Here is a 13,267-nt window from a genome sequence, read left to right on the forward strand (position 1 = left end):
ATTCTAGGCGCGCATGAAAAACGGGCCATCGCGGTCTTCCCGCGATGGCCCGTCGGATACCGTCCGGCGCTTACTGCGGTGCCGACGCGGGCTTCGGTGCGGCGGCCTTCGCGCCCGATGCCTTCGCGGCGGACGCGGCCTTGCTGACCGGGCTCTTCGTCGTGCTCTCGGCGAGCAGCGACTTCGATTCCTGCACCGGCTTGCCTTCGAGCTTGTTGAGCGCTTGCTGCATCATGAAGTCGTCGGCGCTGCCGAACTCGATCGGCTTGCGATCGCGGTCCTTCTGGCGTTGCTCCGGCGTCTTCTTGTCGTTCTGCTCCTCGAGGATGCGCAGCTGATCCATCCGGCGCTGCTCGCGCTCTTCCTGTTCCTTCTTCTCGTTCGGATCCTGCGTGTTCGCGAGGTGGTTCGAGTAATCGACTTCACGCGTCACGAGCACGTCGTCCGGATCGCCGTCCGCGTACTGATCGACCGGAATGTCGGGCGTGATGCCCTTGTTCTGGATCGAACGGCCGCTCGGCGTGTAGTAGTACGCGGTCGTCAGGCGCAGTGCGGTGTCGGCCGTCATCGGGCGGACCGTCTGCACCGAACCCTTGCCGAACGTCGTCTTGCCCATGATCAGCGCGCGCTTCGAATCCTGCAGCGCACCGGCGACGATTTCCGACGCGGACGCCGAATACGCGTTCGTCAGTACGATCATCGGCACGGTCTTGAAGACCGGCGGCAGGTTCTTCAGCGGATCGCCATCGAAGGACGGCAGGCGGTAGTTGTCGTAGGTGTCGCGGTAGACCTGTTTCGAATCCGGGATCTGGCCGTTGGTCGACACGACGACGGAGTCGGGCGGCAGGAACGCGCCGGCGACGCCGACCGCGCTCTGCAGCAGGCCGCCGCCGTTGTTGCGCAGGTCGACGATCAGGCCCTTCAGGTTCGGCTGCTGGCGTGCGATGTCCTGCAGCTTCGCGGCGAGATCGGGCGTCGTGCGCTCCTGGAAGCTCGTGATCCGGATGTATGCGTAACCCGGGTCGAGAATCTTCATCTTCACGCTCTGGACCTTGATGATCGCGCGCGTGACCGTGACCGGGAACGTGCGGTCGTCGCTCTTGCGGAAGATCGTCAGCGTGACCTTCGTGCCGGGCTCGCCGCGCATCTGCTTGACGGCCTTGTCGAGCGTCATGCCGCGCACCGGCTTGTCGTTGATGCGCGTGATCAGGTCGCCCGGACGGATGCCGGCGCGGAACGCGGGGGTGTCCTCGATCGGCGAGATCACCTTGACGAGGCCGTCTTCCTGCGAGATCTCGATGCCCAGACCTGCGAAGCGACCCTTCGTCTGCTCCTGCAGTTCGTCGTAGTCGGTCTTGTCGAGGAACGACGAGTGCGGGTCGAGGCTCGACACCATGCCCTTGATCGCCGCCGTCAGCAGCTTCTTGTCGTCGACCGGCTCGACGTACTCGCGCTTGATCTGGCCGAACACTTCCGCGAACAGGCGGAGCTGGTCGAGGGGAAGCGGTGCCGTGGCGGTTTGCTCGGCCGACGCCGAAATCTGCAGCGTGGCGAACACGCCCGTGGCGAGGCCCGCGGCAATCAGGCCGATGTTCTTCAATTTCATTCGCATAGAGAGTCTGGTGCGGTCGGGAAGCGCGTGGCGGTAGCGGGGATGTAGCGGACAAGTATAACTGTTCGTCCGATTACTCAGTGGAACGGTGCGAAAAGGTCTCGTGCCCCGGGTCTCGTGCCCCGGCGGGGTGCCGCCGGACGCGCGACGGATTCGAAAGCGGATTCGACAGCACCGGAGCCGCGAAGGTTCGCGCCGCGCACCGGAAAGGCCGGGCGGGGCGCACCGAAGGCGGCCCCGCCCGACGGATGTCAGCCCGCCTTGCCCTGCTTCGCGACGGCGGCCTGCGCCTTGGCGATCGCGTCCTGGTCGCCGAGGTAGTAGTGCTTGATCGGCTTCAGGTTCTCGTCGAGTTCATACACGAGCGGCACGCCGTTCGGGATGTTCAGGCCGACGATGTCGCTGTCCGAGATGCCGTCGAGGTACTTGATCAGCGCGCGCAGCGAGTTGCCGTGCGCGGCGATCAGCACCTGCTTGCCCGCGCGGACGGCCGGTGCGATCGACTCGTTCCACAGCGGCAGCACGCGCGCGACCGTGTCCTTCAGGCACTCGGTAAGCGGCAACTGCTCGCGCGGCACCTTCGCGTAGCGCGGGTCGTCGAACGGCGCGCGTTCGTCGGTCGGCTCGAGCGCGGGCGGCGGCGTATCGTAGCTGCGGCGCCACACGAGCACCTGGTCGTCGCCGAACCTGGCGGCCGTTTCCGCCTTGTTCAGTCCCGACAGCGCGCCGTAGTGGCGCTCGTTCAGGCGCCACGAGTGGACGACCGGCAAGTACATCAGGTCCATCTTGTCCTGCACGTGCCACAGCGTGCGGATCGCGCGTTTGAGCACCGACGTGTACGCGATGTCGAACGTGTAGCCGGCCTCCTTGAGCAATTCGCCGGCCTGATAGGCCTCGTTGCGACCCTGTTCGGTGAGGTCGACGTCGACCCAGCCGGTGAAGCGGTTTTCCTTGTTCCACGTCGATTCGCCGTGGCGGATGAGAACGAGTTTGTACATGGATCTTGCGGTCGGTAGTGAAGGAAGCGGGGCGCGTCGCACGGTGCCCGGTTCGGGGCCCGCCATCGCGCAAGACGGTTATTTTATAATGGTGGGATTGTCCTTTTCCGATTTCTCTTTTTCCGGCGGCATTCCGTGACGTTCTTTACCAATTACACGAACCTGGCCCTTATCGCCATCCTGCTGGTTTCCGGCGGCCTGCTTGCGTGGCCGGCCCTGCGCCGGGGCCGCGGCGGCCTGTCGGCTGCAGAGGCGACGCAACTCATCAATCGCCGCAACGCGATCGTGATCGACGTGCGTGCCGCGTCCGACTTCGCGGCCGGCCACCTGCCGTCGGCGCGCCAGGTCGCCGCCGGCGAGATCGGCGCGAAGATTGCGCAGGTCGCAAAGAACAAGAGCACCCCCGTGCTGCTCGTCTGCCAGAACGGCCAGCAGTCGCAGAAGGCGGCGCGCGAGGTCGAGGCGGCAGGCTATGCCGAGGTGCACGTGCTCGAGGGTGGCGTCGCCGCCTGGCAGCAGGCCGGGATGCCGGTCGTCAAACAAGGAGTGGCGAAGTGAACAAGGTTTTGATGTACAGCACGCAGGTGTGTCCGTATTGCATGCAGGCCGAGCGCCTGCTGAAGCTGCGCGGCGTCGAGCAGATCGAAAAGGTGCTGATCGACCGCGATCCGGCCCGCCGTGAGGAAATGATGACGCGCACGGGCCGTCGCACGGTGCCGCAGATCTACATCGGCGACACCCACGTCGGCGGCTACGACGATCTGTCGAAGCTCGACCGCGAAGGCGGCCTGCTGCCGCTTCTGCAAGCGGCCTGATTAGGGCAGAATGGCCGCCGGCCGCGCTGCGGCTGAGCGCGCAGGATTCAACCGAGGCGGCCGGCGTGAAGCCGGGCCGTCTCGTCACCACTTTTAGGGAAACACCATGTCCGACGTCGAAAACCAACCGTTCTTCAACATCCAGCGCGTCTACCTGAAGGATATGTCGCTCGAGCAGCCGAATTCGCCGGCGATTTTCCTCGAGCAGGACATGCCGTCTGTCGAAGTCGAAGTCGACGTCAAGGCCGAGCGCCTTGCCGAAAGCGTGTTCGAAGTCGTCGTGTCGGGCACCGTCACCGCGAAGGTGAAGGACAAGGTCGCGTTCCTGATCGAAGCGAAGCAGGCCGGCATTTTCGACATTCGCAACATTCCTGACGAGCAACTCGACCCGCTCGTCGGCATCGCCTGCCCGACGATCCTGTTCCCGTACCTGCGCTCGAACATCGCCGACGCGATCACGCGTGCGGGCTTCCCGCCGATCCACCTGGCGGAAATCAACTTCCAGGCGCTGTACGAGCAGCGTCTCGCGCAGCTTCAGCAGCAGGCCGGTGCAGCAGGCGCGCCGAACGGCACGACGCTGAACTGACGTCTCACTCCGGACCGGTGCTGGGTATGAAAGTAGCCGTTCTCGGCGCCGGTGCCTGGGGCACCGCGCTCGCGGGCCATCTGGCCGCGCGGCACGATACGCTTCTCTGGGCGCGCGACGCCGCGCTGATCGCCGGGCTGCAGGCCCGGCACGAAAATTCCCGCTACCTGGACGGCATCGCGCTGCCCGATGCGCTGCGCTACGACGCCGATCTCGGCGTCGCGCTCGCGCACGGCGCCGCGGACGACGCGCTGTGCGTGATCGCCGCGCCCGTGGCCGGGCTGCGCACGCTGTTCGGCGCGATGCGCGACGCGGGCTGCGTGCCGGCGCACGTCGTGTGGGTCTGCAAGGGCTTCGAGGCCGACACGCATCTGCTGCCGCATCAGGTGATCGCGGCCGAGTTGCCCGGGCAGCACAGCAACGGCGTGCTGTCGGGGCCGAGCTTCGCCCGCGAAGTCGGGCTCGCGCTGCCGGTCGCGCTGACGGTCGCGAGCGCGTCCGTCGAATGCCGCGAGCGCACGCTCGCCGCATTCCATCACGGCGCGATGCGGATCTATACGGGCGACGACGTGGTCGGTGTCGAGGTCGGCGGCGCGGTCAAGAACGTGCTCGCGATCGCGACCGGCATCGCCGACGGCCTCGGGCTCGGGCTGAACGCGCGCGCCGCGCTGATCACGCGCGGCCTCGCCGAAATGTCGCGCCTCGGCGTCGCGCTCGGCGGTCGTGCGGAAACCTTCACCGGGCTCACGGGCCTCGGCGACCTGATCCTCACCGCGACGGGCGACCTGTCGCGCAATCGCACGGTCGGCCTGCAACTCGCGGCCGGCCGCTCGCTGAACGACATCCTTGGCGCGCTCGGCCATGTGGCCGAAGGCGTGCGCTGCGCACAGGCCGTGCTCGCGCTCGCACGTGCGCAATCGATCGAAATGCCGATCACCGAAGCCGTGTGCGGCGTGCTGTTCGACGGCGTGGCGCCGCGCGATGCGGTCAGCGGCCTGCTGCGGCGCGACGCGCGCGCCGAATAACGCCGATTTGCCGTCGCTGCGCGCGCGATGCGCGCGGCGCCAAAGCGCACTACGCTTGAACAGTCTCCGGCGTTTCGGGAGGGTGTCATGCTGCAGATCGGTTCCACCACGTTCGACGCACAAGTCGTCGACATCACGACGCTCGACGTCGACGCGATCGTCAATGCCGCGAACGGCTCGCTGCTGGGCGGCGGCGGTGTCGACGGCGCGATCCATCGCGCGGCCGGCCCGGGCCTGCTGGCCGAGTGCCGCACGCTTGGCGGTTGCGACACCGGCGACGCGAAGCTCACGCGCGGCCACGGGCTGCCTGCGCGCTACGTGATTCATGCGGTCGGCCCGGTGTGGTACGGCGGCGGGCGCGGCGAGCCCGAACTGCTGGCGTCGTGTTACCGGCGCGCGCTCGAACTGGCCGAGGACGTCGCCGCGACGTCGATCGCGTTTCCCGCGATCAGCTGCGGCATATACCGCTATCCGGCCGAGGCGGCTGTCGACATCGCGGTCGGCACGATCGTGGAAACGCTGCCGCAGGCGCCGAATCTCGCACGCGTGGTGTTCGCGTGCTTTTCTTCCGACATCTACGACCTGTATCGCGCGCGGCTCGCGCGCATCTAGCGGGGCGGGCCGCGCGGCGCGCGAGCTGCGGCGGCGTCAGGCGCCGCCTTCGAAGCCGGCCTGGCGCCACGCTTCGAACACGACCACCGCGACCGTGTTCGACAGGTTCAGGCTGCGGTTGCCCGGCCGCATCGGCAGGCGCACGCGCTGTTCGTTCGGAAAGCGCTCGAGCACGTCGGCAGGCAGCCCGCGCGTCTCCGAACCGAACACGAACCAGTCGCCCGGCACGAACGCGTGATCGTGGAAGCGGCCCGAGCCGCGGGTCGTGAATGCGAACATCCGCGCGGGATCGGGCGTCTCGGCCGCGACGAACGCGTCCCAGTCGCGGTGCACGCGCATTTCCGCATATTCGTGATAGTCGAGTCCTGCGCGGCGCATCTTCGCGTCGTCGAGCGGAAAGCCGAGCGGCTCGATCAGATGCAGGCGCGCGCCGGTGTTGGCGCAGAGGCGTATCACGTTGCCGGTGTTCGGCGGAATTTCGGGGGCGACGAGGACGACGTTGAACATGGTTGGGTCTGGCTGGGCCGGTCGGGACGGAGCGACGTGCATTCCTTCCCGGCCGGTCGGTTCGTGACGGCCGTGGCCGCGTTCGGGCGGCCGGCCTCTCTATCTAATTAATCCCTGGCGGTGCGCAGCGCAACCAGATTCGTCACGCGCGCGGCGCCCGCTGCCTTCAATGCGTGCGCGGCGGCCGCGAGCGTCGCGCCGGACGTCATCACGTCGTCGACGAGCGCCACGTGGCGACGGGTGACGTCGCCCGCCACCGCAAACGCCGCGACCATGTTGTCCCGCCGCGCGCGCCGGTCGAGCCGCGACTGCGGCGCGGTTTCGGTCACGCGTGCAAGCAGCGCCGCGTCGGCGCGCACGCCGAGCCGGCGCGCGAGCGGACGCGCGATCGCCCACGCCTGGTTGTAGCCACGCGCGACGAGCCGCCCGTGCGACAGCGGCACCGGCGCGATGACGTCGAAGCTGCCGGCGCGCCGCATGTCGTCCGTATCGTCGACCCGCTGCGCGAGCCGGGCCGCGAATTCCGCGCCGAGCGCGAGCCGCGCGTGAAACTTCAGGCCGCGCGCGAGCCCGTCGAGCGGCGCGCGGTAATCGGCGAGCGCGAGCGTCGCGTCGAACGGCGGCGGCGTCGCGCGGCATGCGTCGCACCGGTAATCCGCCGCGCGCGAACGCGGCCGCGCGGTGCCCAGCGGCACGGCGCAGACGTTGCACCGCAAGCGCGCTTCATTCCAGTACGCGGCGTCGCAAGCGGCGCAAATCACGCTGTGTGACAAATTGCCGCACTGCGCACATCGATTCGGCAGCGCGTGCGCGACGATGCGCGCAAGCAACACACCGACCTGCGACAAAACGACGCGCATCGTGCGCGGAGCGGAACTGCGATCCATCGGGAACACTCCAGATGGCCCACCTCGATGAAGGCTGCGAGGCGAGCGAGTATACTTCGGGCTCTTCGCCAGTGTGCCCGACATGTCCTCAGCCTCGACTTCACCCGGCCGTCCGGCCAATGACGCCCGGCGTTTGCGGCGGATCTTCGATCGCCGTGCCGCCTCGTTCGACACGGTCGCGTTCCTGCCGCGCGAGATCGCGCAGCGGATGAACGAGCGCCTCGAGTACATCAAGGTGAGCCCGGCGGCCGTGCTCGATGCGGGCTGCGGGCCGGGCGACGATTTGCCGGCGCTGCGCGCGCGCTTTCCGGAGGCCCCGGTGTTCGGCGTCGACCTGTCCGGCGCGATGCTCGCGCAGGCGGGCCAGCGCGAGGTCGAGCAGACGAGCTGGCGCCGCTGGCTGCCGGCCTCGCTCGGCCGGGCGCTGGGCCAGCGCGGCCCGCGCGTCGCACAGGCCGACTTCTCGATGCTGCCGTTCGCGGCCGGCGCGTTCGACCTGATCTGGTCGAATCTCGCGCTTCACTGGCATTCGCGTCCCGATACGGTGTTCCCCGAGTGGCAGCGCGTGCTGCGCGTGAACGGCCTGCTGATGTTCAGTACGCTCGGCCCCGACTCTCTGCGCGAGCTGCGCGCGGCCTGCGCGGACGCCGAAGCGGCGCTCGGCATCGTGCCGCCCGCACCGCGCGTCATCGATTTCGTCGACATGCACGATCTCGGCGACATGCTCGTCGAGAGCGGCTTCGAGATCCCGGTGATGGACCAGGAAGTGCTCACCGTCACCTACAAGACACCCGATTCCCTGCTGGCCGACGTGCGCCGCTGGGGCGCTTATCCGTTCGAACGCACGGCGCCGCAGCGCGCGACGCGGCGTTTTCGCGCGGCGCTCGGCGACGCGCTGGAGGCGCGCCGGCGCGCGGACGGCACGATTGCCCTGACGTTCGAGGTGGTCTACGGCCACGCGTGGAAGGCCGTGCCGCGTACGACTGCCGAGGGGCACGGGATCGTGCGTATCGAAGATATCGGCAAGGGGCGTCCGAAGAATCGGTAAAGCGGTAAAGAGGTGTTTTGTTATGTCTGAAATTAGCGGCGCAAAGCGGGGTCGAATTAGCGGCGAAAATGGCCGGGAAGCTTGTGGCGCTTGGCTCGCGGGCCGATAGGCGCTTGCTTGTGGATGCCATTGAACCCGCCTATAATGCGTCAGCTTGTCGTCCCCGGGTCCCCGCAATACGGGGCGACGAGTCCGATGCAGGCATGCATCGCATGCCATTCGCGTGAGGCGGCGATGGAAGCAGCGAGGGTTTTGGCGGAGACGACGAACAACGAACCGGTCATCGCAGACTGGCTCATGAAACGCAATTGTTCGGTGTCGCCGCGCCAGTTCGTGCTGTTTTACGCGTCGCTCGCGGGCTTCTCGCTGGTGATCGCGGCATTGCTGATGTGGCGGGGGGCCTGGCTCGTCATGCCCTTCACCGGAATCGAGTTGCTTGTAGTGGGTGTCGCATTTGCGATTTATGCTCGCCACGCAGTCGATTACGAGCGCATCAGGCTGTTTCCGCACCGGCTCCTGATCGAGCGGATGGATGCGGAGCGGCTCACGCAGATCGAATTCAATCCGCGCTGGGTGCGGGTCGAGCCGGGTGCGACGCCACGCGATCCGATTCGACTGGTATCGCGCGGGCAGACCGTCGTGATCGGGCAGCATCTCGCGCAGTACAAGCGTGCGCAGTTCGCCGACGAACTGCGCGTGTCGCTCAGGCGCTGCGGCTGACGAGGCGCGGGCACCGGCCGCAGAGAGGCCGGCGTCTTGCGACGGGGGAGGGTTTGAATGGAAATTTTGGGTAAGGATGCTATGAAAACAATCAAGCGAGCCCTCACGGGCGTGCTGGCATGCAGCGGATTGCTCTTTGCCGGCGCTGCTCTGGCGGTCGGTGATAGCCCGGGCGGCCCCCGCGTCAACGAGATCAACTTTCAGCCGCCTGTCACGAAGATCGCCGAGGAGCTCTACGACCTCCACACGATGATGCTGATCCTGTGTACGGTGATCTTCGTCGGCGTGTTTGGCGTGATGTTCTATTCGATCTTCGCGCACCGCAAATCCAAGGGCTTCAAGGCCGCCAATTTCCATGAAAGCACGACCGTCGAAATCATCTGGACGATCGTGCCGTTCATCATCGTCGTATTGATGGCGCTGCCGGCGACGAAGGCTGTCGTCGCCATGAAGGACACGACCAACGCCGACCTCACGATCAAGGTCACCGGCTACCAGTGGAAGTGGGGCTACGACTACGTGAAGGGCCCGGGCGAGGGCATCAGCTTCCTGTCGACGCTCAGCACCCCGCGTGATGAAGTGATGGGCAAGAAGCCGATCACCGACACCTATCTGCAGGAAGTCGACAACCCGCTCGTCGTGCCGGTCAACAAGAAGATCCGCATCATCACGACCGCGAACGACGTCGTCCACTCGTGGTACGTGCCCGCGTTCGGCGTGAAGCAGGATGCGATCCCCGGCTTCGTGCGCGACACGTGGTTCAAGGCTGACAAGGTCGGCACGTTCCGCGGCTTCTGTACCGAACTGTGCGGCAAGGAACATGCGTTCATGCCGGTCGTAGTCGTTGTCCTGTCGGAAGACGACTACGCGAAGTGGGTCACGGCGCAGAAGGCCAAGCTGGCCGGCGCGGCGGTCGATCCGAACAAGGTTTACACGATGGCCGAACTCGTCTCGCACGGCGAGGACGTCTACAAGGCGAACTGCGCGGCCTGCCACCAGGTGAACGGCAAGGGTCTCGGCGCATTCCCGGCAATGGACGGCAGCCCGATCGTGAACGGCCCGATCGCCGGCCACCTCGAGCGCGTGCTGCACGGCAAGGGTGCAATGCCGTCGTGGGCGTCGCTGTCGGACCTCGACATCGCATCGGTCATCACTTACGAGCGCAATTCGTGGGGCAACCACAGGAACGATCTGCTGCAGCCGAAGCAAGTGGCTGACGCGCGCAACGGCAAGATGCCGGAAGACACGGCAGGCGCGGCAGCACCGGCAGAAGCAGCCTCGGCACCGGCGCAAGCCGCGTCGGGCGCAGCCGAGCAGCCGGCGGCATCGGCCGCACTGTCGACGATCTATTTCGAGACGGGCAAGAGCGTATTGCCGGCGGATGCGAAAGCAGCGATCGCCGCAGCGGCCGACTATGCGAAGGCACATCCGGACGCGAAGCTCGCGCTGTCGGGTTTCACCGACAAGACGGGCTCGGCCGACGCGAACGCCGAACTGGCCAAGCATCGTGCACAAGCCGTGCGCGACGCGCTGAAGGCAGCAGGCGTGGCGGAAGACCACATTATTCTCAAAAAGCCGGAAACGATCACGGGCGGGGCGGACGCGAAGGAAGCCCGGCGTGTCGAGATCGGCCCGGCGGCTTGACGTGTCGCTGAGTTAGTCGACGTATTCGCATTAGGAGATTCTCATGTCTAGCATCGGGCACGACGTAGCCGCGGACCACGCGCACGACGACCACGCGCACGAAACACCGCACGGCTGGCGGCGCTGGCTGTTCGCCACCAACCACAAGGACATCGGTACGCTGTACCTGCTGTTCTCGTTCATCATGTTCCTGTCGGGCGGCGTGATGGCGCTCGGCATCCGTGCCGAGTTGTTCGAGCCGGGCCTGCAGATCATGCGTCCGGAGTTCTTCAACGAACTCACGACGATGCACGGCCTGATCATGGTGTTCGGCGCGATCATGCCGGCATTCGTCGGCTTCGCGAACTGGATGATTCCGCTGCAGATCGGCGCATCGGACATGGCGTTCGCGCGGATGAACAACTTCAGCTTCTGGCTGCTGCCGGTTGCAGCCGTGCTGCTGGTCGGCTCGTTCTTCGCGCCGGGCGGCGCGACGGCTGCCGGCTGGACGCTGTACGCACCGCTGTCGACGCAGATGGGCCCGGGCATGGACTTCGCGATCTTCGCGGTCCACTTGATGGGTGCATCGTCGATCATGGGCGGTATCAACATCGTCGTGACGATCCTGAACATGCGCGCACCGGGCATGACGCTGATGAAGATGCCGATGTTCGCTTGGACGTGGCTGATCACGGCGTACCTGCTGATCGCCGTGATGCCGGTTCTGGCAGGCGCGATCACGATGGTGCTGTTCGACCGCCACTTCGGCACGTCGTTCTTCAACGCGGCAGGCGGCGGCGACCCGGTGATGTACCAGCACATCTTCTGGTTCTTCGGCCACCCCGAGGTGTACATCATGATTCTGCCGGCGTTCGGGATCGTGTCGCAGGTGATCCCGGCGTTCGCGCGCAAGACGCTGTTCGGCTATAGCTCGATGGTGTACGCGACGGCTTCGATCGCAATCCTGTCGTTCATGGTCTGGGCGCACCACATGTTCGCAACGGGCATGCCGGTCACCGGTCAGCTGTTCTTCATGTACGCGACGATGCTGATCGCCGTGCCGACGGGCGTGAAGGTGTTCAACTGGCTCGCGACGATGTGGCGCGGTTCGATGACGTTCGAAACCCCGATGCTGTTCGCGATCGGCTTCCTGTTCGTGTTCACGTTCGGCGGTCTGACGGGCCTGATGCTGGCAATGGCACCGCTCGACATCCAGTACCACGGTACTTACTTCGTGGTGGCGCACTTCCACTACGTGCTGGTGGCCGGGTCGCTGTTCGCGCTGTTCGCGGGCTGGTACTACTGGTCACCGAAGTGGACGGGCTGGATGTACAACGAGACGCGCGGCAAGATCCACTTCTGGTCGTCGATGATCTTCTTCAACCTGACGTTCTTCCCGATGCACTTCGTCGGTCTCGCGGGCATGCCGCGCCGCTATGCGGACTACCCGGCGCAGTTCACGGACTTCAACCAGGTGGCGACGATCGGCGCATTCGGCTTCGGCCTCGCGCAGGTGTACTTCCTGTTCGCAGTCGCGCTGCCGGCCTACCGTGGCGGCGGCGAGCTGGAAAAGGCGTCGGACAAGCCGTGGGATGGCGCGACGGGCCTCGAGTGGACGGTGCCGAGCCCGGCTCCCTTCCACACGTTCGAGCAACCGCCGCACGTCGAATAAGTTTCACCGGGCGCTCCGCCGCTGCCTGCCGCGCAGGCAGGCGCGGCGGGCGCCGAACCGAAGTTTCAGCGAAGTTTCAGATGAACCGGAATCCACAACAAAGACGTACGCCCGAGCAGATTCGCGCGGGCAACAAGCGGCTCGGCCTCATCCTGCTCGTCATCGCCGCCGTTTTCTTTGTGGGTGTCGTGATCAAGCAGTGGTGGCTGTCCACACACTGATGCAGTAACTGACGTAGTAGCGAGGAAGCAGTCGTATGTCGAAGCCGGAAGAGGGCGCCGTCGATCGCGCATTCAATCGTTCGATGCTGGTGAAGCTCTTCGTCGTGGCCGCACTGATGTTCGGCTTCGGCTTCGCGCTGATTCCGATGTATCGCGCGATTTGCCAGGTCACCGGTATCAACAACCTGGTGCAGCGCGACGTCAGCGAACGTGAGGCAAAGAATTCGCAGGTCGACTACAGCCGTACGGTGTCGGTCGAATTCGATGCGAATGCACGCGGCCCGCTCGGCTTCAAGCCGGAGCACAACAGCCTCGACGTGCATCCGGGCGAACTGACGACGATCATGTACGACGTGGCGAACGGGCAGGGCCGTCCGGTGGTCGCGCAGGCGATTCCGAGCTACGCGCCGAAGCAGGCGACGGAGTTCTTCAAGAAGATCGAGTGCTTTTGCTTTACGCAGCAGACGCTGGCCGCGAACGAGTCGCGCAGGATGCCGGTGGTGTTCGTGATCGATCCGAAATTGCCGAAGGACGTGAAGACGATCACGCTGTCGTACACGTTCTTCGAACTGAATACACCGGCCGCGTCGGCGCCGGCGCAGCGCAGTACGGCCGCGCAGGGCGCGGCGACCCCGGGCGCATGACGACGGAGACAGGGCGATGACGGAGACCAGGCGGAACGGCACGTTCGGCCAGGCGCTGAAGGCGGTGTTGTGGTCGTTCTTCGGTGTGCGCAAGCGGCGCGATCTGGAGGCCGATGCGACGCAGCTCAATCCGCTGCACGTGCTGATCGTCGCGTTGATCGCGGCCGGCGTGTTCATCGGCGTGCTGATCCTGATCGTGCGCGCGGTCGTGGGCTGACGCCCGCGGCCACGAAAGAATGCAGTGCGCGGCGCCTCGGCGCCGCGTGCGGGAAAGAGCGGCGGCGGTCGCGCCGCGCA

17 protein-coding genes are annotated in these 13,267 nt (G+C 66.2%); 13 read left to right on the forward strand and 4 right to left on the reverse strand.

All coding sequences use genetic code 11. From position 1 onward, the window contains the following. Positions 1–70: 70 nt before the first annotated feature. Both DIE13_RS14540 and gpmA read right to left on the reverse strand, forming a co-directional pair. Positions 71–1,612, reverse strand: a complete 1,542-nt coding sequence (locus DIE13_RS14540) for a S41 family peptidase (RefSeq protein WP_124827844.1) — start codon at positions 1,610–1,612, stop codon at positions 71–73. Positions 1,613–1,863: 251 nt separating this feature from the next. Further along, positions 1,864–2,610, reverse strand: a complete 747-nt coding sequence (gpmA, locus tag DIE13_RS14545; RefSeq protein ID WP_124827845.1) for a 2,3-diphosphoglycerate-dependent phosphoglycerate mutase — start codon at positions 2,608–2,610, stop codon at positions 1,864–1,866. Between gpmA and DIE13_RS32900 the strand changes: the two genes are divergently transcribed. The 6 genes from DIE13_RS32900 to DIE13_RS14570 all read left to right on the forward strand — a co-directional run bounded on the left by DIE13_RS32900 (position 2,609) and on the right by DIE13_RS14570 (position 5,648). Beyond that, positions 2,609–2,749: a hypothetical protein gene (locus tag DIE13_RS32900; protein WP_175750984.1), complete on the forward strand. Its 141-nt coding sequence runs from the start codon at positions 2,609–2,611 to the stop codon at positions 2,747–2,749. The two genes, gpmA and DIE13_RS32900, sit on opposite strands and share 2 nt — an antisense overlap. Further along, the gene (locus tag DIE13_RS14550) at positions 2,746–3,168 is read left to right on the forward strand and encodes a rhodanese-like domain-containing protein (protein WP_124827846.1); all 423 of its coding nucleotides are present in this window, start codon (positions 2,746–2,748) and stop codon (positions 3,166–3,168) included. Before DIE13_RS32900 ends, DIE13_RS14550 begins: the two co-directional genes overlap by 4 nt. Beyond that, positions 3,165–3,425 (forward strand): glutaredoxin 3, encoded by a 261-nt coding sequence (gene grxC, locus DIE13_RS14555; protein ID WP_011886111.1) that lies wholly within the window; start codon positions 3,165–3,167, stop codon positions 3,423–3,425. The genes DIE13_RS14550 and grxC overlap by 4 nt, the downstream gene beginning before the upstream one ends. Positions 3,426–3,531: 106 nt before the next feature. Then, positions 3,532–4,011, forward strand: a complete 480-nt coding sequence (secB, locus tag DIE13_RS14560; protein WP_011658008.1) for a protein-export chaperone SecB — start codon at positions 3,532–3,534, stop codon at positions 4,009–4,011. A 26-nt stretch (positions 4,012–4,037) separates the two neighbouring features. Beyond that, a complete protein-coding gene (locus tag DIE13_RS14565) occupies positions 4,038–5,036 on the forward strand; it encodes an NAD(P)H-dependent glycerol-3-phosphate dehydrogenase (RefSeq protein WP_124827847.1) in 999 nt (332 codons plus the stop codon). Between the two features lie 87 nt (positions 5,037–5,123). Then, positions 5,124–5,648, forward strand: coding sequence for an O-acetyl-ADP-ribose deacetylase (locus DIE13_RS14570; RefSeq protein WP_124827848.1), 525 nt, complete (start codon positions 5,124–5,126; stop codon positions 5,646–5,648). A 36-nt stretch (positions 5,649–5,684) separates the two neighbouring features. Here DIE13_RS14570 and trmL read toward each other — a convergent pair whose 3' ends face one another. Both trmL and DIE13_RS14580 read right to left on the reverse strand, forming a co-directional pair. Next, positions 5,685–6,155: a tRNA (uridine(34)/cytosine(34)/5-carboxymethylaminomethyluridine(34)-2'-O)-methyltransferase TrmL gene (trmL, locus tag DIE13_RS14575; RefSeq protein ID WP_098550508.1), complete on the reverse strand. Its 471-nt coding sequence runs from the start codon at positions 6,153–6,155 to the stop codon at positions 5,685–5,687. Between the two features lie 107 nt (positions 6,156–6,262). Then, on the reverse strand, positions 6,263–7,042 hold the full coding sequence (locus DIE13_RS14580) for a ComF family protein (RefSeq protein WP_124827849.1): 780 nt from the start codon (positions 7,040–7,042) through the stop codon (positions 6,263–6,265). Between the two features lie 82 nt (positions 7,043–7,124). Between DIE13_RS14580 and DIE13_RS14585 the strand changes: the two genes are divergently transcribed. The 7 genes from DIE13_RS14585 (at position 7,125) to DIE13_RS14610 (ending at position 13,187) form a co-directional block, all read left to right on the forward strand. After that, entirely contained in the window at positions 7,125–8,090 is a 966-nt protein-coding gene (locus tag DIE13_RS14585) for a methyltransferase domain-containing protein (protein WP_124827850.1), read from the forward strand. Positions 8,091–8,285: 195 nt separating this feature from the next. Continuing rightward, complete coding sequence (locus DIE13_RS14590) at positions 8,286–8,810, forward strand: DUF2244 domain-containing protein (RefSeq protein ID WP_124827851.1); 525 nt, start codon at positions 8,286–8,288, stop codon at positions 8,808–8,810. Between the two features lie 57 nt (positions 8,811–8,867). Further along, positions 8,868–10,454, forward strand: coding sequence for a cytochrome c oxidase subunit II (gene coxB / locus DIE13_RS14595; protein WP_124827852.1), 1,587 nt, complete (start codon positions 8,868–8,870; stop codon positions 10,452–10,454). Between the two features lie 43 nt (positions 10,455–10,497). Then, positions 10,498–12,105 (forward strand): cytochrome c oxidase subunit I, encoded by a 1,608-nt coding sequence (ctaD, locus tag DIE13_RS14600; protein ID WP_124827853.1) that lies wholly within the window; start codon positions 10,498–10,500, stop codon positions 12,103–12,105. Between the two features lie 80 nt (positions 12,106–12,185). Then, positions 12,186–12,326, forward strand: coding sequence for a cytochrome oxidase small assembly protein (locus tag DIE13_RS32905; RefSeq protein ID WP_027789063.1), 141 nt, complete (start codon positions 12,186–12,188; stop codon positions 12,324–12,326). 35 nt (positions 12,327–12,361) lie between these two features. Continuing rightward, a complete protein-coding gene (locus tag DIE13_RS14605) occupies positions 12,362–12,970 on the forward strand; it encodes a cytochrome c oxidase assembly protein (protein WP_124827854.1) in 609 nt (202 codons plus the stop codon). Between the two features lie 16 nt (positions 12,971–12,986). After that, complete coding sequence (locus tag DIE13_RS14610) at positions 12,987–13,187, forward strand: DUF2970 domain-containing protein (RefSeq protein ID WP_124827855.1); 201 nt, start codon at positions 12,987–12,989, stop codon at positions 13,185–13,187. Positions 13,188–13,267: the final 80 nt, after the last annotated feature.

It is taken from the genome of Burkholderia sp. Bp9016, from assembly GCF_003857765.1.
Classification (GTDB): Bacteria; Pseudomonadota; Gammaproteobacteria; order Burkholderiales; family Burkholderiaceae; genus Burkholderia.